The organism is Prevotella jejuni (assembly GCF_900187995.1).
In the GTDB taxonomy this organism is placed as follows: Bacteria; Bacteroidota; Bacteroidia; order Bacteroidales; family Bacteroidaceae; genus Prevotella; species Prevotella jejuni.
Window position 1 is genome coordinate 13,799 of sequence record NZ_FZNZ01000009.1, and the last position, 21,615, is coordinate 35,413.

The 21,615-nt window shown below is 37.1% G+C and carries 15 protein-coding genes and 6 pseudogenes; 13 read left to right on the forward strand and 8 right to left on the reverse strand.

Going from position 1 to position 21,615, the window contains the following annotated elements; translation table 11 throughout:
• Positions 1 to 158: 158 nt before the first annotated feature.
• The 3 genes and pseudogenes from CHB62_RS04385 to CHB62_RS15455 form a co-directional block, all read right to left on the reverse strand.
• Positions 159 to 2,201 carry a TonB-dependent receptor gene (locus CHB62_RS04385; protein WP_089365849.1) on the reverse strand — a complete coding sequence of 681 codons (2,043 nt, stop codon included), beginning with the start codon at positions 2,199 to 2,201 and terminating at the stop codon, positions 159 to 161.
• A gap of 230 nt (positions 2,202 to 2,431) precedes the next feature.
• Positions 2,432 to 3,982, reverse strand: a complete 1,551-nt coding sequence (locus CHB62_RS04390) for an ATP-binding protein (RefSeq protein WP_089365850.1) — start codon at positions 3,980 to 3,982, stop codon at positions 2,432 to 2,434.
• Between the two features lie 343 nt (positions 3,983 to 4,325).
• A pseudogene (locus CHB62_RS15455) lies at positions 4,326 to 4,445 on the reverse strand (hypothetical protein); the annotation flags it as partial.
• Between the two features lie 15 nt (positions 4,446 to 4,460).
• Between CHB62_RS15455 and CHB62_RS04395 the strand changes: the two are divergent.
• The 10 genes and pseudogenes from CHB62_RS04395 to CHB62_RS04435 all read left to right on the forward strand — a co-directional run bounded on the left by CHB62_RS04395 (position 4,461) and on the right by CHB62_RS04435 (position 13,469).
• Positions 4,461 to 4,749: pseudogene (locus tag CHB62_RS04395) on the forward strand (helix-turn-helix domain-containing protein).
• Positions 4,750 to 5,183: 434 nt separating this feature from the next.
• On the forward strand, positions 5,184 to 7,343 hold the full coding sequence (locus tag CHB62_RS04400; protein WP_089365851.1) for an outer membrane beta-barrel family protein: 2,160 nt from the start codon (positions 5,184 to 5,186) through the stop codon (positions 7,341 to 7,343).
• Positions 7,343 to 7,929: pseudogene (locus CHB62_RS04405) on the forward strand (cysteine peptidase family C39 domain-containing protein); the annotation flags it as partial. The gene CHB62_RS04400 and the pseudogene CHB62_RS04405, both read left to right, overlap by 1 nt.
• Positions 7,930 to 8,025: 96 nt before the next feature.
• Positions 8,026 to 8,196, forward strand: coding sequence for a transposase (locus CHB62_RS15145; protein ID WP_240616164.1), 171 nt, complete (start codon positions 8,026 to 8,028; stop codon positions 8,194 to 8,196).
• 191 nt (positions 8,197 to 8,387) lie between these two features.
• Positions 8,388 to 8,576 (forward strand): hypothetical protein, encoded by a 189-nt coding sequence (locus CHB62_RS15150; protein WP_240616257.1) that lies wholly within the window; start codon positions 8,388 to 8,390, stop codon positions 8,574 to 8,576.
• 460 nt (positions 8,577 to 9,036) lie between these two features.
• A complete protein-coding gene (locus tag CHB62_RS04415; protein ID WP_240616165.1) occupies positions 9,037 to 9,258 on the forward strand; it encodes a hypothetical protein in 222 nt (73 codons plus the stop codon).
• A gap of 303 nt (positions 9,259 to 9,561) precedes the next feature.
• The gene (locus CHB62_RS04420) at positions 9,562 to 11,868 is read left to right on the forward strand and encodes a TonB-dependent receptor (protein WP_089365852.1); all 2,307 of its coding nucleotides are present in this window, start codon (positions 9,562 to 9,564) and stop codon (positions 11,866 to 11,868) included.
• 158 nt (positions 11,869 to 12,026) lie between these two features.
• Positions 12,027 to 12,261, forward strand: a pseudogene (locus CHB62_RS04425) (transposase); the annotation flags it as partial.
• Positions 12,262 to 12,297: 36 nt separating this feature from the next.
• Positions 12,298 to 12,587 (forward strand): annotated as a pseudogene (locus tag CHB62_RS04430) (helix-turn-helix domain-containing protein).
• A 132-nt stretch (positions 12,588 to 12,719) separates the two neighbouring features.
• A complete protein-coding gene (locus tag CHB62_RS04435; RefSeq protein WP_089365853.1) occupies positions 12,720 to 13,469 on the forward strand; it encodes a ThiF family adenylyltransferase in 750 nt (249 codons plus the stop codon).
• A gap of 9 nt (positions 13,470 to 13,478) precedes the next feature.
• Here the strand turns inward: CHB62_RS04435 and CHB62_RS04440 are convergent, their stop codons facing one another.
• Complete coding sequence (locus tag CHB62_RS04440; RefSeq protein ID WP_089365854.1) at positions 13,479 to 14,237, reverse strand: response regulator transcription factor; 759 nt, start codon at positions 14,235 to 14,237, stop codon at positions 13,479 to 13,481.
• 190 nt (positions 14,238 to 14,427) lie between these two features.
• On the opposite strand from CHB62_RS04440, the gene CHB62_RS14815 reads away from it, so the two are divergent.
• The gene (locus CHB62_RS14815) at positions 14,428 to 14,574 is read left to right on the forward strand and encodes a hypothetical protein (RefSeq protein ID WP_167386054.1); all 147 of its coding nucleotides are present in this window, start codon (positions 14,428 to 14,430) and stop codon (positions 14,572 to 14,574) included.
• Entirely contained in the window at positions 14,571 to 16,649 is a 2,079-nt protein-coding gene (locus CHB62_RS04445; protein WP_089365855.1) for an outer membrane beta-barrel family protein, read from the forward strand. The genes CHB62_RS14815 and CHB62_RS04445 overlap by 4 nt, the downstream gene beginning before the upstream one ends.
• Positions 16,650 to 17,006: 357 nt before the next feature.
• On the opposite strand, the gene CHB62_RS04450 is transcribed toward CHB62_RS04445, so the two are convergent.
• From CHB62_RS04450 to bamK, 3 genes are all read right to left on the reverse strand, one after another.
• Entirely contained in the window at positions 17,007 to 17,627 is a 621-nt protein-coding gene (locus CHB62_RS04450) for a Type 1 glutamine amidotransferase-like domain-containing protein (RefSeq protein WP_089365856.1), read from the reverse strand.
• Between the two features lie 471 nt (positions 17,628 to 18,098).
• Positions 18,099 to 19,490, reverse strand: coding sequence for a phosphoglucosamine mutase (gene glmM / locus CHB62_RS04455; RefSeq protein WP_089365857.1), 1,392 nt, complete (start codon positions 19,488 to 19,490; stop codon positions 18,099 to 18,101).
• An 89-nt stretch (positions 19,491 to 19,579) separates the two neighbouring features.
• Positions 19,580 to 20,218 (reverse strand): BamK family beta-barrel-assembly machinery protein, encoded by a 639-nt coding sequence (gene bamK / locus CHB62_RS04460; RefSeq protein ID WP_089365858.1) that lies wholly within the window; start codon positions 20,216 to 20,218, stop codon positions 19,580 to 19,582.
• Between the two features lie 571 nt (positions 20,219 to 20,789).
• On the opposite strand from bamK, the pseudogene CHB62_RS04470 reads away from it, so the two are divergent.
• Positions 20,790 to 21,002 (forward strand): annotated as a pseudogene (locus CHB62_RS04470) (IS1380 family transposase); the annotation flags it as partial.
• 82 nt (positions 21,003 to 21,084) lie between these two features.
• On the opposite strand, the gene CHB62_RS04475 reads toward CHB62_RS04470, so the two are convergent.
• The gene (locus CHB62_RS04475) at positions 21,085 to 21,516 is read right to left on the reverse strand and encodes a hypothetical protein (protein WP_089365861.1); all 432 of its coding nucleotides are present in this window, start codon (positions 21,514 to 21,516) and stop codon (positions 21,085 to 21,087) included.
• Positions 21,517 to 21,615: the final 99 nt, after the last annotated feature.

The window sequence follows — 21,615 nt, forward strand, 5'->3', positions numbered from 1 at the left end:
ATCAACTGATTTGTTGCATGTTACAAACTTACTTTTAAGGGAGATTATACTCCGTCATTAAAGATGTTTTGCTCGATACTATGTAATGATTTTTCATAATCTTATTAATTTCTCTGAACAGTGGAGTGACAGACATTCAAGCTACGTAAGCCCCACTTTCACCTCAAGATAGAACTCTCCGCAGCCTTCGACTCATACTTAGGGGAATGGTTAACCTTCTTACCATAGTCAAGAGAATAGGCTACTTTTACAGAAGCAAAAGAATTATCCCGCTCGCTAACATCACGCTCATAACACTGGTAGTTAGAGGCTAATAAACTTCGTGTACGCTCATTTCCTTGTATAAAGAGATTTCGTGCAGTAACGACTACTGACAGATTTCCGTGACTCCATTCTGCTGACAAATCATAGAGGAATGGTAGGTGTACACGTTCCTGACAACCCATCAAATCCTTGCGAGCTGTCTGTGCAGAAGCTGAGAGCGAGAAATCGCCCAAGTAATAACTGGCTTCCATACGTGCATAACAGCATCCTAAACGTTCGTCGGCAGCTCCGCTTACACGGTAATAATCATATCCGCCCTCCCATTTCACATTGAAATCACTCACAGGTTTCCACGTTGCAGAGAGCAACAGTTGGTATTGATGATAGCGTGTGTCACTCGAATAGGTATTTATCAGTCTGTTATTATCTTTTAGAAAAACATTGGCAATAGCATTACTCATATATTCATAGTTGGCAGACAACAGAGCCGACCACTTCTTAAAGTTGAGTGAATAAGTCAAAGCAGGACCAAGCAGCGTGGAGTTGTCCATCGTTGGGTTACCACGACGCACCAAGACACGATCTACCTGCTGCTCTGCTGCATTCACGGTATTCAGTGTCGGGAACGTATTCCCTAAGGCAAAGAATAGTTGTAAAGCCTGATGCTGATTTGGACTCCACGAAAACATTGAGTAAAAACGTGGTGCCAGATGTGTCACCTCCTGCTCTCCACGCAACTTGTAAGCAAGGTAAGACATACCAGGACGAGCTACCAACATCACCTTTCTCCCCCACCGCTTCGCATAATCAACAAAAAACAAGGATTCAGAAGACCGCAGATGCTGCAGACTCGGAGAACTACCTCTATACTCATCTTGACTTATCTTCAAGAATTCAATCAGACTAAACGTTAGATTATGTCCCTTGGGAAGGGGCATCACATAGCTTGAATTAAAGTTTAGATACGTATAATCTTCTTTCACATCACTCAAGAAAACCCTGTCTTCAAGGCTATTACGCTTATAAGTATTACGTGCATAATAACCATCCAATGAACATTCAAGACTCTTTTCACCCTTGAAATTACGATTAAAGTATAGGGAAAGAGTGGGTTTTACAGTCTTATCATGCTCAAGAACATTATTTGTAAACGACAAAGGAACGGTATAACCCGTATATTCCAAACTACCATTCAAGACATCATCACGCCTTGTACTGACTTCAACACCACTTCTAATCATCCACGTTGTACGCTCCATCCTCCGACTAAGACTGACATTAACGTAACGACCGATACGCTTCATATCAGTATCATACGCTGCTTCTTGTTTGTGAATAGGGTTATCCAGCAGATAATCTGTCGTAGTTTCACCATAAACCTTAGGGTTCTGTACACTGCAACCTGCCCATAGATTAACATTATAATGCCCAAGACTATACTTTGAGGTAAGGTTGTAATCACCCCTCAGATAGCCTACTCCCTGCAAAGCATCCACTTGTGTATAACCACCCGAAGTATAAGTCTTAACAATATAGTTTATCACAGCCTTGTCGTTAGCATACTTTCCCGTAGGCATATCATAGTATTCTACATGCAGGATATCCTTTGGACGTAACGAAGTTATCTCTCTCACAGAAGCCTTCCTACCGTTGATATACAGCGTTGCCGTACCTACTGGCGTTGTTATAACACCATTCTCAGTATCCACATTGACGCCAGCCAACATCATATTCCTTATAAGCTCAAATCCGGAATGAGCATGTTTCCGCTGTTTCGGAGTAGGAATACAGTCGATATGGTCCACCTCTCGTTTCGTCATATCACCAGCAACAACCACCTCCTTCAGCTGAACACTCTTTGATACAGAATCAGTCTGTGCAACAGCAGGAAGTGTCATCACACCAAAGACCACACAAATTATCTTCCTTCTATCCATCTTACTGCTATTTTTCAGTCATATACAAGCATATATGACATTATACTTTAAGCTTTATAACTATCGCTACAAAGTAAGAAAATAAATAGGAAAAAAACAAGTGAAAAGGTGACAAATGATATTGAAAAGTAATATTTTTTGCTCTAATTATATTCTACAATAGATAGAGAAAGATGACATATAGGCGTGAGGTACAGAATAATTGTCTACTGTTTATTGTAAGCTCCTACTTACGGAGCAGGTTCTATCCTCCACGCATCAATACAACGTTTCTCCAAAGAGAAATTCACACCAATCTTATAGAGGTGGCGTTCATCCATCAAGAATGGTTTGTCATAGCCCTTTTCATTAATCTGCTGCAAGGCTACATCAGCCGAACCATCTAACTTAAACTCCACGATATAAACATAATCCTTAGTTTCTATCGTTAGGTCCATCCGACCATTACTCGTCGTCCGTTCCACCTTTGTGTAGAAGCCCATCATCTTTGCGACAAGATAAAAAGCATTCTGAAAATAGAGTTCAGAATTACCTACAATCTTATAGTCTGTATCTGAGAAGAGTGATGCTATTCGTTGCATAAACTGTTCTGGACGACCAGATCGGAGATCACCAATGAACTGGCTCATGGAGAAGGGAGTTGTCACATCGTGCAAACCAGTATAATAAGGAAGAAGATAGCGTAGGAACCCTTCTTCCACCTCCTCATTAGGAAAGCCCAATCTATATTCCCCGAATTCAGCATTGTAATCCTTGATTGTAAGATAGCCACTCTGATAGAGCACAGAAATTGGATTATTAGAAACGACATCAATACTATTCAAAACGTCAGCCGTAGAAACTTCTTCTGTCAGATGTGGCAGAACATAGTCATCACGCTTCAACAGTTCAACAAGATAAGATGGTGTTCCTGTCTCAAACCAGTAACTACCAAACTGTAATCGTTCAAAAGTATTTAAAAGACTGAATGGATTATAGATACCGATACCATTCTCAACAAAATGATAACCATCATAACGTTTCTTCAATTTGGCAAGCGTTTCTTCTTCACTCAGTTTATTCTTGATAGCCAATGCACGGATAGGCTCGCCAAAATAACGTACAACCTCGTCCTCTGTCATACCACATAATGCTTGGTATCTCGCATCCATTGAGAGGTCCTGTAGATTATTCAAATCACTAAATACACTCACTTTTCCGAACTTCGTAACACCCGTGAGTAGAGCAAAACGTATATAACGATCCTGCGACTTCAGGGCACCATAAAATCCTTTTAAAATCCCACGATATTCGTTTTGCAGCTCTTCATTACCAATAGCTTGCAACATTGGCTTATCATACTCATCAACAAGAATTACCACAGGGTGGCCTGTCTTTTCATAAGCATATCGAATGACATACTCAAAACGAGTAGCAAAAGACTTTGCAACTGGGTTCTTACCATACAACTGCTCCCAGTCATTAAGGTTGGCTTCCAACTTGTCAGTCAAGGAGTCAACTGTATTATAACGTTCTGTATTTAGGTCAAGATGTAAGATAGGATGACATTCCCAATCTTTTTCCATTTCATCTATTGCCAAGCCTTTAAACAAATCCTTCCGTCCTGAGAAATAGGCTTCAATCGTGGAAACGAGCAGACTCTTGCCAAAACGACGCGGGCGGCTAAGAAAGTAATACTTTCCTCTTTCAGCCAACTCATATACCATCTCCGTCTTGTCAACATACACATAGTTTTCTTTTCTTAAACTTTCAAAACTCTGTATACCGATAGGATATTTCATAATCGTCTCCTTCTCTTTTAATGGATGATACCGCAAAGATACATATAATATTCCGAATAAATGACTATAAGCCCCTCTTCCAATTGCAATTCTACATTTTTTCTTTTCATGTTATAGCTTCACACGGTGCCTACTGATAGTAAACGCATTTCATGCTGTACCTTAACACAGAATTAAAAGGGCATATACAGAGGCTAAAACAAAATTCTCCTACATCTTATGAGTCAACAGAAAGACAGATATAAGGCGGTGATAAAATATTACATAAAACGGCCATCAATGAAAAAAGGATGCTTTAAAGAAACCTCAAAAGCATCCTTTTCTTTTATATGATAAGGTCATTTTACTGCATATCGTAAACTACCTGCATCAGTTTTTTACCTAACGCATCAGCAGCTTCCACGGTGTTAGCCTCGCTGTAAACACGAATAATAGATTCTGTGTTTGACTTACGAAGATGAACCTAAGTAGGAAGATTATGGAACAGGTAAGAGACTTAAACATGGAGGATGACAATATGCAGGTGGTGCTGTCTGCTATCAGCGGAATAAGCAAGAGAATTAAGGAAGTACACAGACACACAAGCCGCTCTTTGCCGGTGAGCACTTCCTCACAAGTAAAGAAGTATGCGAAAGGCTGTATATCAGCCCAGCCCCCTGCAGAGCTATCGGGACAAGAGGATTATTCCCTATACACAGTTCGCAGGAAAGTTACTCTATAAGGCTTTAGATTTGGAGAGGCTGCTGGAAGAGAATTATAGCGCATAGACAGGAGAAAACTCTTTTATCATATAGGAATTGCATCCATCATGTGTTTTATGAGAAATACGTGACGGATGTTTTTTCATGTTTTTGCCGTTTGCCATGTATGAAACGTAGAAAACGATACGAATATTTGCAGATAAACACCAACCTCTCAAGAAATCGTGAGAAAATTCCTTAGATGGGACATACGGACACATACATGTCAAAACGAACAACTATGAATATGCCCAAAGGTCAATTAGTCTGCATTTTACGGTGGTTTAATTGTTAAATTTTAGATTCCCATTGATATTTCAGGTAAGATTCTTGCACTCTAAAGAATAAAAGACTATATTCGCATAAACAACCATTAGATATTCTTATATATGTTATATAGATATTGTAAGAAGATGGTACAAAAATTGGAATTATCCTGACGTAAATTGTCCAAAGTCCCTATGAAAAAGTATTTATACATTCTTTCTTTTTGTTTTTTGCAATGTGCACTAACGGGCTTTGCACAGAACAAACATACCTCAATATCAGATACAATAAATCTTTCTGAAGTAACTACATTAGCAGAAAGACCATTTGTTCAACATAAAGCTGACAGAATGATAGTTAGTGTAGAACATAGTAAATTGTTAAAGGCACGTTCTCTTTCTAATATTTTGAATTTGATTCCGGGTGTAAATTATGATGGAGAAGGTGGAATTACCATTATGGGCAATGGTATCAAAATATATGAAAATGGAAAATTGGTAAGGTTAAGTGGGGCGCAGCTCAAAAGCTATTTATCATCCTTGCGCGGTAATGATATAAAGAATTTGGAGTTGCTGCCTCAGGCAACAGCCGGGTATGATGCAGAAGGAGGCACGGCTGTTCTTGTTATTAACCGGCAGAAGAAACATGAGTACGGACTATCAGGTTATGTGGGCAGTGAATACGAACGGAAAAGCAAGAATCTATTTTCGGAATTTGCAGGGGTAACCTATTCGTGGGGTAACGTTGCTCTTTATGCTAATATGGCGTTAGGGCAGTCGGCAAATCATAGTAAGATATCCGAAAGCGACTATGGACAAAACATTACCATCAATAGTATGTCTGAATCTACAGATAAAAGTCTTTATTATAGACCTAAGTTAGGCTTTGACTTTTATATTTCTCCGAAGCATTATTTAGGCGTAGAATGGGCGGGCAACTATTCAAAGGATTATGCCAATGCCTGTTGGGTTCATTCTACTATTACCGACAATAGTCCTTATCAAACAAGTATTAGGAGTTATGCACCATATACATTAAAGCCTAATACCAATAATGTTACATTAAATTATGAATGGAAAACAGATACACTAGGCAGTAAACTGAACCTTATTGCAGATTATGTAGGAGAAAGAGAATATGATTTGTACGAGTATGAGAATAAATACACCCAAGGTATAGGTGGGGATAGTATTATATCTAAATCGCAATCTTCATTCGAATACATCAACATCTGTAGTGCACAGGTAGATTTTACAAAGTTCTTCAACCGTCATCAGTTTACTCTTGGTACCAAGTATATCAATTCCTGTATCCATTATGATAATAAGCTATATCTCGGAAACACGACTTTAGGAGGAATGTTATCGGAAGATGTTGACCAATGGGATGATTTCTGTTATGTTGAGCGACGATATGCGATATATGGAATGTACAGGTACTCCTCACGACCTTGGGATTTTCAAGTGGGACTACGTGACGAATATACAGAATGGAATACCCAACAAAGAGTTAGAACCCAATTACATAACAATCAAAAAGGCAATAATATCTTCCCGTCTTTCTTTGTGAGAAAAGGTATGGGGCAAGGGAATGCCCTGTCGCTTAGTTATACGCAATCGATAAACCGTCCGTCGTATCAGATGGTAAATCCATTTGTTTTTCATCTGTCCGAAACATCTTATAAGGAAGGTAATCCTAATCTGAAAGGCGAATTGCTGTACAATGCAGCACTACAATTCGTTTTGAAGTCAAGATCAGTTTTCTCGTTATCTGCTCTTTTTATTGATAGGAAAATCAATGAAGTATACGAACAGATGAACGAACGACAAACACGCTACACATTAAGAAATGATGGCAATTTAAAGAAATTAGCTTTATACATAGAATTTCCTTTTACGTGTGGTCTATGGAATAGCAGAAGTAATGTCGAACTAAGTGAGAACTTCTATCGGAACAGTACCAAACGTGTTAATGACTTTGGGCTTATCCTGTCAAGTTTTAATCGTTTCAGGTTGTCCAAGCAACTTACTGCAATGGCTAATTTACACTATATCAGGCATTATAAACAACTTTATCTTATTCAGAAATCAGATTACCTTGGAGTAGATATAGAGGGGGATTATAGTTGTTTGAAAGACAAGCTGAATATCAATTTTGGTGTAAAAGACTTGCTGAATAGCAGAGGAAAGAACCAACAAATATTCAAGAACGGTGACTTTGAGCACCGTACAGACTTTGATTTCATTTCCCGAAAATTCTTTGTCAGCGTAACATTTAGTTTTTCTACCGGGTCAAAACATGCAATCCAGCATGATAAGATACACTCTAATGAAGAAGAAAAAGATAGAATATAATGAATAACTTCCCTTTTATTAAGCAACATAATGCGATGGAGTGTGGAGTTGCATGCCATGCGATGGTATGTAATTTTTTAGAATAGAATATCTTTCTAAAATTTGCTTTGCAACCACAGAAAGCGTCTCATGACTTGGTATTAATGAAACAGCTTTACAACTTGGATTACGAACCATCAGCGGAAGAATCAGTATTAATAAACTTTGGGAGGCTCATTACCCCTGTATCCTCCACTGGAATCAAAATCATTTTGTAGTACTGTACAAGGACAAGAAGGGAAATACATTCTACATTGCTGATCCTGCTAAGGGACTTGTTAAATACTATCTCAAAGAATTTAAGAAGCACTGGGTAAGCACACAATCGAACGGTGAGGAAAAGGGTATCGCTATGTTCTTAGAACCTACTCCTGCATTTTATGAAAAGAAGATGGACGAAGAACCTAAAGAGGAACACTCGTTTAAGTTCCTCTTTGGTTACATTAAGCAATATCGTAAGTATTTCGGTCAAATTGTTTTAGGCTTACTCGTTGGCAGTCTGCTGCAGCTTATTCTGCCTTTACTCACACAATCAATCGTAACTATTCAGCGGTATTGATCAGTCAGTATTCTCTCCTCTAAGTCTTCGTATAAAGGCTATAAAGAAGCCCATTTCCCTACTGATGGAAGAGGGTCGAAGGTGTTGGCAGACAAGTTTAGCGATAGCTTAGAACGGATGACTGCCGTTACCGACCGCCATAGCGCATACTTTGCACTCCATTTTCTCAATCATCAGGTTTGTCTTGCACACTTGTTCCGTGGACTGCAATATCTCTCAAAGTTGAACACTGAACAAGAGTGGTCTGAGAAGTAACCAATCTTTTCCGTGAGCCCATTCACGAGCGAAACACCAATCCAAATGGTGTTATAGACAAGGTATCATGGATTGAACGTTTGGATAATCTACTCAAACAGAATATAGAACGGCTTGGTAAAAAGTTTATTACGTTCAGAAAAGGTTTGGTCAAATGCAGAGACTACATTTTCAAAATCCTTGAAAATCCGATGATCCCATCTGACAATAACGGAAGCAAACGGGGAATACGCAAGCTAAAAATCAAACAGAAGAACTCCTGTACATTTCGTTCTAACTTCGGAGCAGACGCTTTTCTTGAACTTCATTCGGTTGTAGAAACAGCTAAGAAACACGACAAAACACCATATAATACGATTCAAGCTTTATTTAAGGTTTGATAAATTGATATGCACTGTATAATATCGGGGAGCGCTGAATAACGCAAGTTCAACATAGAACTGCAATCCCAAGTGTTGGTGTAGCTTAATAATCTATACCTGAAAACATAGAGACCCTTGGGGCGAGAAGCCCCCATGAGAGGAAAATCAACAAGCAATGTATAAAAACAAGAAAGGGAGACCTCTGTCTCCCAAAGATTAATTAATTTTGCATTGCAATATACAAACAATTAACCACAAATCTCATACCTATATTGTAAGGGATGCCTTTGAAAATATAGTTGGCTGCATCAGGAGTTTTCATTGGGATAAACACAAGACTCTTCCTATCGAAAAAATATATGGGATAAACCCACTAAATGCTATTCACCAGGAAAGTAAATATAATTTTTGGCATATCAGACGCTTTGCCGATGCAAAGGATTCGGGAATATCAACATTGACATTGTTCAAGCGATTAATGGCATTAGCAGTAAAGCCGATAGTTGAGGACAAGTACAGCTATATGATTGCAGAGATTGACAGCAAACTATTGAAAGTAATGAAGGTGTTGAGATTTGGTACAAGTCAAATCGGAAAATCCATCGACTACCTGACATCCGAGACCATTCCTGTATGTTTCAGCAAAAGAGGTATTATGGGTTTCTTTTCCAAGTATGGTGAACTTTGCAAGGCAGCATGATTACACTTTTGTGTAATATTTCAGGCAACAAATTCAGAATTACACAAAAGTGTAACGATATAATTTGGAGATATAAATATATTTGCAATAGAAATAATCAAGTCGACAAGATTATAAAAACAGACCAAACTGTATAAAGGAAAGCAATGCCTTAAGCTGTAAGACGGCATTCTGACCAGACAGAAAAGAAAAGGGGTAGATGTCGAAAAAACTACGAGTAGACAATTTAAAAATCGTTTTTTAAAACCAACAAGTAATATTGGACGTATAGAATGATAAATAAATTTTAATAGGATTAGTATTATGAACGATAAAATAATATTTTCTTTGATTTGCTTTTCCCTTTGTAGTATGGGGCTACATGCTCAAAGAAAAATAGAAGGCAATGTGAAGGATTCTCAAACAGGTAAAAATATTGCTTTTGCAAATGTGACTTTGCAATTACAGGCCGATACAACAAAGAACTATTCTGGCTCATTAACGGATTTAGAAGGAAATTTCTCTTTAGATAATGTTCCTACGAAATCTTATAGAATTGTCGTGTCTTATTTGGGGTATAAGACAATAAAAGAAAATATCGTTTTATCAGACTCCTCTCGTTTAAACAGAAATTATTCTTTACAACCATTAGCTGTAGAATTAAAGGAGACAGTAGTAACGGCAAATAGAAATATACAACATATCGATCATAGATCTATCACTTTTACCAGTGAGCAAATAAAGCATGCTCAGGTGGGTAGAGACTTGGTCAAGGATATTCCAGAAATAAGAGAAGATGCCTTAACAGGAACTTTAAAGAATGTTGATGGAAAAGCTCCTTTTATCCTTATCAATAACATTCGTTCTTCTGAAGTGGATCTTAAAGCCCTAAAACCAAGTAATATAAAGTATATAGAATATTATGATATACCACCAGCGCGATATGCTACAGCTAGTTCTGTTATAAATGTTATTACAAAAACATTAGAAAAAGGTTACAGCTTCGGACTAAAGACGAGGGATGCATTCAGCACAGGATTCTCAGATGATGGGGTCTACCTCTCTATCACACAAGGTAAGAGTAAGTTTGATCTTTCTTACGATTTTAGCTTACGTGATTACAAGAATGTGGTAAATAGCCGTTCGTATGAATATACGAAGGGTGTGGATAATTATATCGATAAGTCTTCTGGAAAGGAAAAATTCGGGTATATTAATCAAGATATTAGTGTGAAATATGCTTATATCCCAAATATGAAATCTATCTTCCAGATTTCCTTTGAGCCTAATATTCTCTGGGAACATAGTAAAAGTATCCAAAATGGTGTATATGGAGTGCTGGGACATAAAGACGGTATTATTCGTAATTCTCATGATAATATTCATACCTTTAATCCTTCTTTAGATCTCTACTTTGATAGGCAGTTTAATGATAAAAATAATTTATCTGTAAATATTAATGCAGCTACCTTTGGTACTCATAGCACTTCCTATGAAGATGAGAAAATTTCAAATGGAGCAGTGCCATATGTAGATGATATGAGGCTGAAGAATAGAAAGAATAGCATCATCGGTGAGATTGATTATTCGCATCGATTTGCAAATATTAAATTGAATACAGGTTACCGTACAGAATTTTCACATTCAAGATCCAACTTGAATAATTTATCAGGTCAAGATGTATATTCCACCAACCAGTCACAACATTATCTTTATGCAGAATTAGTAGGGGGTAAAGGTAAACTTATGTATAAAGCAAATGTGGGAGTTACAACATTAAAAATTAATTCACCACTTGCGTCTCATTCAGAGATTATGTTTACCCCTAAGGCAGAATTAGGTTATAATGTGTCGAATAACACATCACTGAGATTTGAATTTACTTCTAACCCAATTATTCCTTCTTTAAATATGCTTAGTAGTAATGTTACCATGCTAACAAGAGATATTTATAAGAAAGGTAACCCTCATTTAAAGAATGGACAGGATACTAGAGTAACGCTTATGCTGAATCACTATAGTAAATATATAGACTTAATGATGAAGACAACATATTCCTATCAGTCAAAAGCTATTTATCAATATTTTTATACCGATAACAATGAACTGATATTAGGTTATAAAAATTGTAAGCATGTAAATAGCTATGGGGGATTCATTATGCTCCAGTATAAGCCATTTGGAAATTACTTGTTGTCTTTCTCTCTGGCTGGTGTACCTCAAATGGAGAATGTATACAATGAGGATGATGTTAATAAAATCTTCTCCGTAGACAATCTGTTCGACGTAGACTTTAATTATAAGAATTTCAATGCACATTATCATTTGGTAATCCCGGTATACACTGCCAACGGAAGCTTTAAAAGTAGTACTGAAAATAATAATGATTTTACAGCAAGCTATAGAGTAAATAATTGGAAATTCTCAGCATCAGTATTTTTTATTGGCAAAGATGCGAAATACATTACAAAGACAAATTCTTCTTCTTTTGTAAACTATAACGAAGAGCGCAGAATAAAAGACAACCATTCGATGTTTGCAATAGGGATAGAGTATAATTTCAATGCAGAGAAAAACAAATCATTTACCCGCAGGTTGAATAATAGAGATACAGATTCTCCAACATTCTAGCTATTTAAAGAATGAAAAATAAATGCCTCAAAGAAGCTGATTGATAATAGAATTTAAGGCATAATGGACATTTGGTAGACTGAAAACTCTCTCGGGTTCTAGTAATAGACATTTGGTAGACTGGAATGATCAGCCTACCAAATGTCCATTACGCCGAAAGCATGAAAGGAGCTTTAATGAGTGTTTCAGACAGGCTTTTACTCAGAAAAAGAGCCATTATAGAAACTATGAATGATGAACTTAAGAACATTGTGCAAGTGGAATACTCCAAACATAGATGCTTAAAAAATCATCGTCAACTTATTCGGGGCAATTGCTGCCCATAATCTGTTCCCAAAGAAGCCGTGCATCAATGTGCAAAGGACCATTGACACACAGCTTACATTTTTCTGAATTCGTCGAACTCACGTTAAAATAAACAAGTAGATTATGGAACTGATAAGAGATTTGAATATGGAAGCGGACGATATACAAGTGGTGCTGTCCGTTATCAGTAGTGTAAGCAAGAGAATTAAGGAAGTACACAGACACACAAGCCACTCTTCGGAGATAAGCATTTCCTGACAGGCAAGGAAGTGTGCGAGCGGCTGTATATCAGACCCCGTACCCTGCAGGACTATAGGGAAAGGAAGATTATCCCCTACACGCAGTTTGCAGGGAAGATACTCTATAAGGCTTCGGATTTGGAAAGGTTGTTGGAGGATAACTATAAGGAGTAGCAACACAAACATGTTATCTTCTGAATATGTTATAAAATCTAAAATAATCAACAATGTGATTGATTATTACACTTTTGTGTAGAGTATATATGCTTTATTACATCTACTTTTGCCTAAAATAACTATTTCGTTATGGAAGAAAGATACAGCAAAAACAGGCTCTATGTGAGCGAAAGAGAACAAAGCGTCATCAAGGAATATAAGATATTCCTTGGTGGTGCAGGTATTGGCAGTATTATCTCAGAATGCGCTTTAAGATTTGGTTTTGAACATATCACCATCGTTGATGGCGACATGGTGGAGGAAAGCAACCTTAATAGGCAGAATTATACAGAGAATGACATTGGCAGATACAAGGCGGAATGTTTGGCTGAGCGTTTGCAAAGTATCAATCCTGATGCACAGATAGATTTCCATACAGAGTTTTTGACTCCTGATAACATCGAAGAGATGCTGAATGAGCACGATGTAGCCATCAATGCATTGGACTTTAAGGATAAAACTCCATTCGTCTTTGATGAAATATGCAAAGAAAGAAAAATCCCTATACTGCACCCATACAACTTTGGTTGGGCTGGATTTGTTACGATTGTAGACCCATTGGGGCATTCTTTATCGGAACTGACTGAAGAACCAAAGGGATTTGAATTAAAGGTGGCAGAGTATGTTACCGGACACGGGGCTTTTTGGAATCAACCTAAAGAATGGTTAGACAAAATTGTAACCCAATATAAAAAAGAAAGCGAAATGCTACCGCCTCCACAACTATCCATAGCATCATGGATTGCAGCAGGCTTGTGTACAACGGCAATGTACAATCTTGCTACAGGAAAACCTGTGAACTATTTTCCTAAATTCTATCTCTCTTCGCTTTTGCCGTAAGTTATTTTTTCAGAAGAGTTTGTTTAAGGTAGCTCTTGAAATAGCTTCAGTGATATTCGTCACGCCTAATTTGTCAAAGGCGTGGCGTTTATAGGTTTTGATAGAATCTAACGAGCGGCACATTCTGTTCGCAATTTCCGTCATGGTAAGCCCTGCTGCTGACAACCGTAGCACTTCAAGTTCTTCTTCTTTGAGTGATATTCCATCACATTCTTTCCACCGATGTTCTTCGAAAGAATATTTCCAATAGTTAAGATTACCCTTTTTGTGAAACTCTACATGTCCCACTGTTTTATGTGAAGATAGTGATACGACACACATACCAATCCATATCTTGCCTTCATCTGTCAATAGAATGGGAGTAAGCTGGTGATTAATCAACTTACTTTTTGTTGTTTTACTCTTCAGATGAAAATGATATGACATGGAACATTGGTATTTATCAACATTGTCGAAAGTATCAAAGAACTTAAACCCACTGCTGTTTAACTCAACAAGCATTTTTTGTTCTTCCTCTGATACATGCTCCAAGTAAAAGCTGTAGCCTAATTCCTTCACTTCCTTTGCCGTATGTCCACAAAGAAACAAAGGGTTGTCCGACACATAAAGAAATTCCTGCCTGTAATAGTCTATCAAGTAAACACTCTGATAGGTAACACGAGCAAAAGCCTCTACGGTTTGCACTAATGTAGAGAGTACATTGGAATCATAGTCAGGTGCGTTGCGCACGGTGTTCGATGCTATAAAGAAATCTTTTATGTCTGTCATATATGCTAAACATGTTAAGGTTCTCTGATATATTTCACTACAAAAGTACATTTTTAATGCGGAATACCGCAAACAGATTACACAAAAGTGTAAAAAACAAAGAGAGAGATGCCAAATTACACAAAAGTGTAATAGGTGATATTTGGATAAGAAGTATTTTTGCCATATAAATCAAGAAACAAAAAGCATTATGGAAAAACAGATTGCAACATTTAAGGACTACGCTATCTTCATGGCGGACAAAACGAATCTGTTGGAAATAGCACAGTTTGTGGTCAAGGAAAATTACTCCCATAACTTATTTTCATTTACAGAAATTTTATCAACAGAATTATGAAACACTATCTAAATAAATGTTTTATACCCTGTCTATTGATGTTTTGCTCAACGGGGTTAGCGCAAGAAACAAAGCACCTTGATGAAGTTGTTGTTATAGCATCTCGGACAGTTAATAAAACAGACGGATACATAACCAATCTCAAAGGAATGAACATTGTTAAAGCTAAACCTGCTGCCTCTATACTCTCTTTCCTTCCAAACATTTCATTTGAAGAAGGCAAATTCAAGATAAATGGACTATCTGTTAGTGAAATATATGTAGATGGTGTAAAACTGTCTGACACTTCTGAACTTAACAAGATACCAGGGGAAAGGATTGATAAGGTTGAAGTAAAATACCTTGCTGGTGCAGAAAATAATGCAGCGTTGAGTGGAGGAAGCATTATAATAACTTTACGCCGTCCTGAAAATGGAGGCTTCTATGGTAGTATTATGGGGAACTCCGAGTGGTTTCGATCTTGTGGCTTTGGAAATGAGGATGTAGGATTACTTTTTAATGCCCGCTATAAGAATCTTAGTCTATATGATAATATGGATTTCGGACATAAGAAGATAAAGGAAACTGCAGAGCAATGGCAGGCAGAACAAGATATACAATCATTAATGTCTAATAGTTTGGTTTCCTGTTCTGTTAATTTCAGGAATCGAATCAGCCTTACGCAAGAATTCAAATCTGGAGTTCAGATAGGCGGAAGCTATCTTTATGCCTCTTCAAACCCGTCTCCAACAACTAAAACGTTTGCAAACAACGAATGGACTTCAATTAGCGAGGTAACGAATATTCATCTGCATGAAGGAACCATCAAGTTCTTCATGCCATTAAATAAAAGAGGAAGTTCTATAGAAGTAACCACCGACTATTTGAATAGACATAGTAACAATAATTCGCTATATTATATTGAAGAGGAAAACACTAACAATATTACGGAACAGAATCAGCTCAACTTATGGAAGTTTAAGGCTGATATTTTGTATCCATGTAATCGTTCACTTGTATTTAAATTTGGAACATCTGCCCAATTATTATCTTCACAGTATAGTCCTTCTGGGAATAATATAAGTAATCGTTTTAATACGAGTACAAAGACTACGAAAACCTCCGGTGTGACTCCAATTGTTTATGCTGTAGCACAAGGAAAAATTAGTAAATTCCGATATAGTGCAGGTTTGAACTGGCAACTCAATCATATCGGTTTTAGCGATTTGACCAGCAATATTCATGAACATAACAATCAATGGAGTTTCAATCCTATTATTCAGATAATGATGCCATTTGGAAAAAGGAAAGAACACAGTTTGATGCTTAACTACAAACGAACGATGAGTGACATTCCCTACTCTGCAATATCTTCAGCTATCACGTGGAAAGATGCATACAACTATAGTGTAGGTAATGCAAATCTGAAGGCACCGTCGTCTGATATGCTAATGGTCGGTCTTTCTATGTTTAGAAACAAGGTGACGCTTACTGCTATTTATGCTTACTCGCATAACCGTATCTATTGGCAAACCTTTAATGATGAAATAAATTCTAATATCCTTTATACAAAACCCATTAATATTTCAGGACAATCTTATTGGGGAATGGGAGCTGAATATATGGAAGCTCCGACTAAATGGTGGAACTTTAAATTCTCAGGACGTGTAGAGATAACCCCTGAAAATTTACAAATAGGTACGACCTTTTATAACAAGACCCGTTTCAAAGAATACTTCTCTTTTAACAATAACTTTGAATTTACAAATGGATGGGGAGGTATGCTAAATGCAAGCATTGAACCAAAATACCAAACACTTGAAAGAACTTATCATACAGTATATAGTGTTAATGGGAGAATTTATAAATCATTCTTAAATGATAATCTTCAGTTTGCTATTGACTTTACTCCTCTTGCCAATAGACGTAAACTTGATAGACAAATAGGAACAAGCAAAATTACCTATCAAAATACCTCTTCAACTCAGTATGTTGGACTGTCTATTACTTGGAATTTTTCTAAAGGTAAAAAAGTAAAAGTAAATTCTGTAGATGGGATACAAGAATATCATCAGACAAAAGATAACTGGGAATGAAACATTTTTATGGATTAAGCAAGCTGATTCTATGCCGCAAGTTCAACATAGAACTGCAATCCCAAGTGCTGGTGTAGCTTAATAATCTATACCTGAAAACACAGAGGTATTTGGGGACGAGAAGCCCCCATGAGAGGAAAATCAACAAGCAATGTATAAAAATAAGAAAGGGAAACCTCTGTCTCCCAAAGATTAATTAATTCCGCATTGCAATGTACAAACAAACAGTAGTGAATATATATTATAGAGGAATAGCTATAAAGAAAAATAAAAGAGATACGACGCAAGAGAATAAGAGTTGAAAATGAAGAGATCTGGGAAGAGTACTTGCCACAAAGCATCCATAAATGGCGACTATTATCGCTTACTTTGAATGGAGATAGTATCGCCAATGACAACTATAGCTTGTTTGTTCGTTATTGGTTTTAAGAGTAGATGTCTGTTCTCTCGTATGACTGTCTGTGTTGATTCTTCAAAAGGATAACTTTTGAAATGCACAACAGGATAGAAGTTAACAATACCAAGTGCTGTAAAATCATTAAATCCAGGTGTCATAGAAAGATGATTATCCATTTTCTTCGCATACTCTATATTAGGAGCAAAGACCATAGCACCTGCTGATTCTCCAATATACAGTTTCCCCTCCTCTACCTGTTCAACAATTAACCTGTCAGTCCCTGTCCTCCGTAACTCTTGCATAAGAAAGAAAGTATTGCCACCTGTGATATAGATACAGTCACAGTTCCTCAGCACCTCCCTTATCTCTTTCTGTTCACATTGTGTAATTTCTAATTCTTTTATAGTCAATCCGAGAGATACAAGAGCTTCCCTTCCATCTTCAACATATTGATTAAAATCTTCATGAATACTTGCTGTTGGTATAAATGCTACTATCTTTCCATGCAAAGAATTAGGGATACTATGAGGCAAAAGAGCGGCTACCTCAGCAAAATATGAGCATAAAAAGATTTCTCTCATTGTTATTTTGCACTTTAAGGAACAAGATCATGTTTTCTATTTTTTATACTATAAAAGAATTAAAGATGAGAGGTAAGAGCCTTAAATAGGGATTAGCATACTCATCATTTCAACCTCTTCTAATCTAACAAAACGAAAACACTAATATTTTTTTAAGTAAATAACATTATCTATGAGATTCTAAACTAAAAAAAGATTGTGTAATTAGAAGCTCGTTACATCGTTTTATTCTTATATATCAGACAATAAGTCTATTGAAAGAGAGGGTGTGTCAAAATGCAAATATCATTTTGATAATCTTACAGTTTGAAACAATCCAATAAAAAATGACCATTTCTATACTCGATTTTGAGTAAAGAAATGGTCTTTTCTTTGCCTTTAGAAGAATCCTACTTATAGATTGAAAGTTGTCAAGTTATTAATTTGCATTTTGACACACCCTCTCTTTTATTTCATTGTAAATAGTTTTATCTATTGCATATCGTAAACCACCTGCATCAGCTTTTTGCCTAATGCATCAGCAGCCTCCATGGTGTTAGCCTCGCTGTAAACACGAATAATAGGTTCTGTATTTGACTTACGAAGATGAACCCAAGCATCAGGGAAGTCGAGCTTAACGCCATCAATATCAGTTACCTGTACATCTTTCTCCTTTCCATAGAGTTCTTTCACACGTGCAAGGATTGCATCAACGTCTGTATCAGGAGTAAGGTCAATACGATTCTTTGCTATGAAATACTCTGGGAAAGTCTTGCGAAGTTCGCTTGCCTTCAGTCCCTTCTGTGCCAAAGAACTAAGGAAGAGCGCAATACCAACAAGGGCATCACGACCATAATGGCTTTCTGGATAGATAACACCACCATTACCTTCACCACCAATAACGGCACCGACTTCCTTCATCTTTGTGGTAACATTCACCTCACCAACAGCAGAAGCATAATACTTACCGCCATGTTTCTCTGTTACATCACGTAAAGCACGTGTTGAAGAGAGGTTGCTAACAGTATTACCCTTCACATGCTCGAGGATATAGTCTGCCACTGTGACGAGTGTGTACTCCTCACCATACATCTTACCATCCTCCTGAATGAATGCCAAACGGTCGACATCTGGGTCAACAACGATACCCAAATCATAACCACCCTTGGCAACCTCGTCCATGATACCTGTGAGGTTCGCTGCGATAGGTTCTGGATTATGAGCAAAGTCACCTGTTGCTTCACCATTCAAGAACTTATATTCAACCCCTAAACGATCAAGAAGCTTAGGTAGAATGATACCACCAACAGAATTGATAGAATCAACTACGACACGAAACTTACGATTCTTAACAGCCTCAAGGTCGAGCAATTCAAGGTTCATCACCTCTTCTATATGGCGCTCATCAAATGAATCGTCATCAGTATAACTACCCAAACCATCTACATCTGCATAAACGAAATCCTCACGCTCAGCGATGTCTAACACCTCTGCCCCATCAGCAGCAGTAAGGAATTCACCCTCCTCATTCAGAAGTTTTAAAGCATTCCAGTGGCGTGGATTATGAGAAGCAGTGATAATAATACCACCATCTGCCCCACTCATGCGTACAGCCAACTCTGTGGTAGGTGTTGTAGCCAGTCCGATATTCACTACATCAGCGCCAATACCCATCAGCGTACCGCATACCACATTTTTTACCATTGGTCCAGAGATACGTGCATCACGACCAACAACAATCTTTAATTTCTTTCCTGGGTGCTTGCAAGCAATGAAAGTTGCGTAAGCAGAAACGAATTTAACAATATCCAGCGGATTAAGCGTATCACCCGCACGACCTCCGATAGTACCACGGATGCCGGAAATAGATTTAATAAGCGTCATACTTAAAATATGTTTGAAGGGTATTCCCCTTATTGTTCTCTTATATTGTTGTTCTTTCTCGTCTTTCTAATCCCCCTCGCCACATTCTATTAAAGTCCTCGTTGGAAAGTAAGGTCATAGAAGCAAGGGTAAACAGACTGTGAAGCATTAATCTGTCCTTGCTGTGAAGGAACAATAAGTCTTACGTGTGACAGCTTTGAGTCTGCTCTAACTAATCTGCCCAAACCGATGTAAGGCATTGGAACCAACCAACCATTAGGAACGGAAGTACTCTGATAAACCTCATACATCACACTTGACAAAGGGTCGAAGGAAGCTGTATAAGTACCACTTGTGTTTGTTACAGACATCTTATCAACCTTCGGTCCAAAGACAAGATACTGATTTGACAACTGAACAGTGTCCCTAAGAAGATTACGTTCGGTAAAACGGCAAAGGACAGTCGCAGTCTCTCCTTTTTTAATAACTTCGCCAGTTCCCTTCTCAACAATCTGCATATAAATACCTGTATTAGGGAAGAGAACATACTGATTCTTTGTTGTGTCTGTCGTGTTCCCTTGTTTTGTGAATTGCGCTTCAGTAATTACATTTATTCCTTTCTTAACAATAAATGCGTGAATAGCATCGTTCTCTCGCTCTAATTGGTCTGCATAGGTCTCAGACTTATTACATGAACTAAATGCCAGCACCACTGCCAACACTACAAGGAGAAAATTTATCTTCTTCATTTATGCTTTCTTTTTAATATATTGTGCAAAGATAAGAAAAGTATTTAGAAAGGGGAAATATGTAACAAGAAAATATATTAATCTGTTCAATATATCTCTCTAATCCTTTTAGTATGACGAAAAGAATACAAAATTATTTGTCCCTTTTTAATCATTTAGAGTGATAGTACAAGCCTCAACGTTGTTTGCTTCGAAGCTGAGAATAATTGGGTAGAAACAGGATAAGTCCTCACCGTATCATTCGTGGAATAAGGAGGGACTCAACGATGCACTTTTTATGTGATTGACTAACCTCCCATCAACAAACAATTCCTGCAAAATTAATTGTCCTGTTATGTCTGTCATACATTTGACGGAGATAACTTATTAAGTTATAGTACACTTACAAGGGATACTAAATATGACAGCCAAATAAAATAAAAAAATATTTTATTGTTAACCTTAATTCCGCAGCATAAATTCTTGTAAGAACTCCAAGTATCTGAGAAACAAAGTTCTCAAAACACTTGGATATGTCAGAAATTTCACCTATCTTGGTGCTACAAACATAATAAGTAAGCAAAAATCTGACATGACAAAGGTAGCAATTAAAAACGAGAATATCACTTCTTTCGGTGGAATTTATCATATTATGGATGTTTTCTCAAAGCTGGGCTTTGAAAAACTTATCGAATCCGTATTGGGCAGACGTGGAAGTAGCGGCAAAGCATTCAGCCATGGAAGTATTTTCGGCTCTCTCCTTTTCAGCTACCTTTGTGGTGGAGATTGCCTTGAGGACATATCCCAAAATGTCACTTCAATATATAAAAGTACCTCACAAGGAATAATGCTGCGGAATTGAGGAAATCGGAGAACGAGTAAAAAAATTACTTTATTCTCACAAAGAAAACCTTGTTTATTTCTGTTGGTTTCTTGATTTTTTTTTGCGGAGTTGGCGAATTTATATATATAATCGTATCCCCATCATCAAATTTCCCAAATTGATCTATAATGTCATTATGATAGACAATTTCATTCCATTCATTCATTCCTCCAACCTTCCATGTTCCTACAGTATCAGCCATAAATGGCACGGAAAATGATAAGGAAAATGTCATATCAGAATTAAATATTAATCTTAAATTATTATATTTTTCAATAGAATCCTTATAAATTTCAGAATCAGTATGATTAAAATCTAATTTATAAATTCCTACGATACTATTTATTTTATTGTATCTATAATTATTATCAGATATGCACCAATATAGCGCATATCCAATTATAAAAAAGAAGAATATTATAGTGGGTCTTTTCATTTTGGGTTCTTTATATATAGATTAAATGTTTGACTAACACCTTAATTCCGCAGCATAAATTCTTGTAAGAACTCCAAGTGTCTGAGAAACAAAGTTCTC

Excerpts from the sequence above, each read along its gene's own strand:
- CHB62_RS04385 (WP_089365849.1), bottom strand. The coding sequence starts at position 2,201 with ATGGATAGAAGGAAGATAATTTGTGTGGTCTTTGGTGTGATGACACTT.
- CHB62_RS04390 (WP_089365850.1), bottom strand. The coding sequence starts at position 3,982 with ATGAAATATCCTATCGGTATACAGAGTTTTGAAAGTTTAAGAAAAGAA.
- CHB62_RS04400 (WP_089365851.1), top strand. The coding sequence starts at position 5,184 with ATGAAAAAGTATTTATACATTCTTTCTTTTTGTTTTTTGCAATGTGCA.
- CHB62_RS15150 (WP_240616257.1), top strand. The coding sequence starts at position 8,388 with ATGATCCCATCTGACAATAACGGAAGCAAACGGGGAATACGCAAGCTA.
- CHB62_RS04415 (WP_240616165.1), top strand. The coding sequence starts at position 9,037 with ATGGCATTAGCAGTAAAGCCGATAGTTGAGGACAAGTACAGCTATATG.
- CHB62_RS04420 (WP_089365852.1), top strand. The coding sequence starts at position 9,562 with ATGAACGATAAAATAATATTTTCTTTGATTTGCTTTTCCCTTTGTAGT.
- CHB62_RS04435 (WP_089365853.1), top strand. The coding sequence starts at position 12,720 with ATGGAAGAAAGATACAGCAAAAACAGGCTCTATGTGAGCGAAAGAGAA.
- CHB62_RS04440 (WP_089365854.1), bottom strand. The coding sequence starts at position 14,237 with ATGACAGACATAAAAGATTTCTTTATAGCATCGAACACCGTGCGCAAC.
- CHB62_RS14815 (WP_167386054.1), top strand. The coding sequence starts at position 14,428 with ATGGAAAAACAGATTGCAACATTTAAGGACTACGCTATCTTCATGGCG.
- CHB62_RS04445 (WP_089365855.1), top strand. The coding sequence starts at position 14,571 with ATGAAACACTATCTAAATAAATGTTTTATACCCTGTCTATTGATGTTT.
- CHB62_RS04450 (WP_089365856.1), bottom strand. The coding sequence starts at position 17,627 with ATGAGAGAAATCTTTTTATGCTCATATTTTGCTGAGGTAGCCGCTCTT.
- glmM (WP_089365857.1), bottom strand. The coding sequence starts at position 19,490 with ATGACGCTTATTAAATCTATTTCCGGCATCCGTGGTACTATCGGAGGT.
- bamK (WP_089365858.1), bottom strand. The coding sequence starts at position 20,218 with ATGAAGAAGATAAATTTTCTCCTTGTAGTGTTGGCAGTGGTGCTGGCA.
- CHB62_RS04475 (WP_089365861.1), bottom strand. The coding sequence starts at position 21,516 with ATGAAAAGACCCACTATAATATTCTTCTTTTTTATAATTGGATATGCG.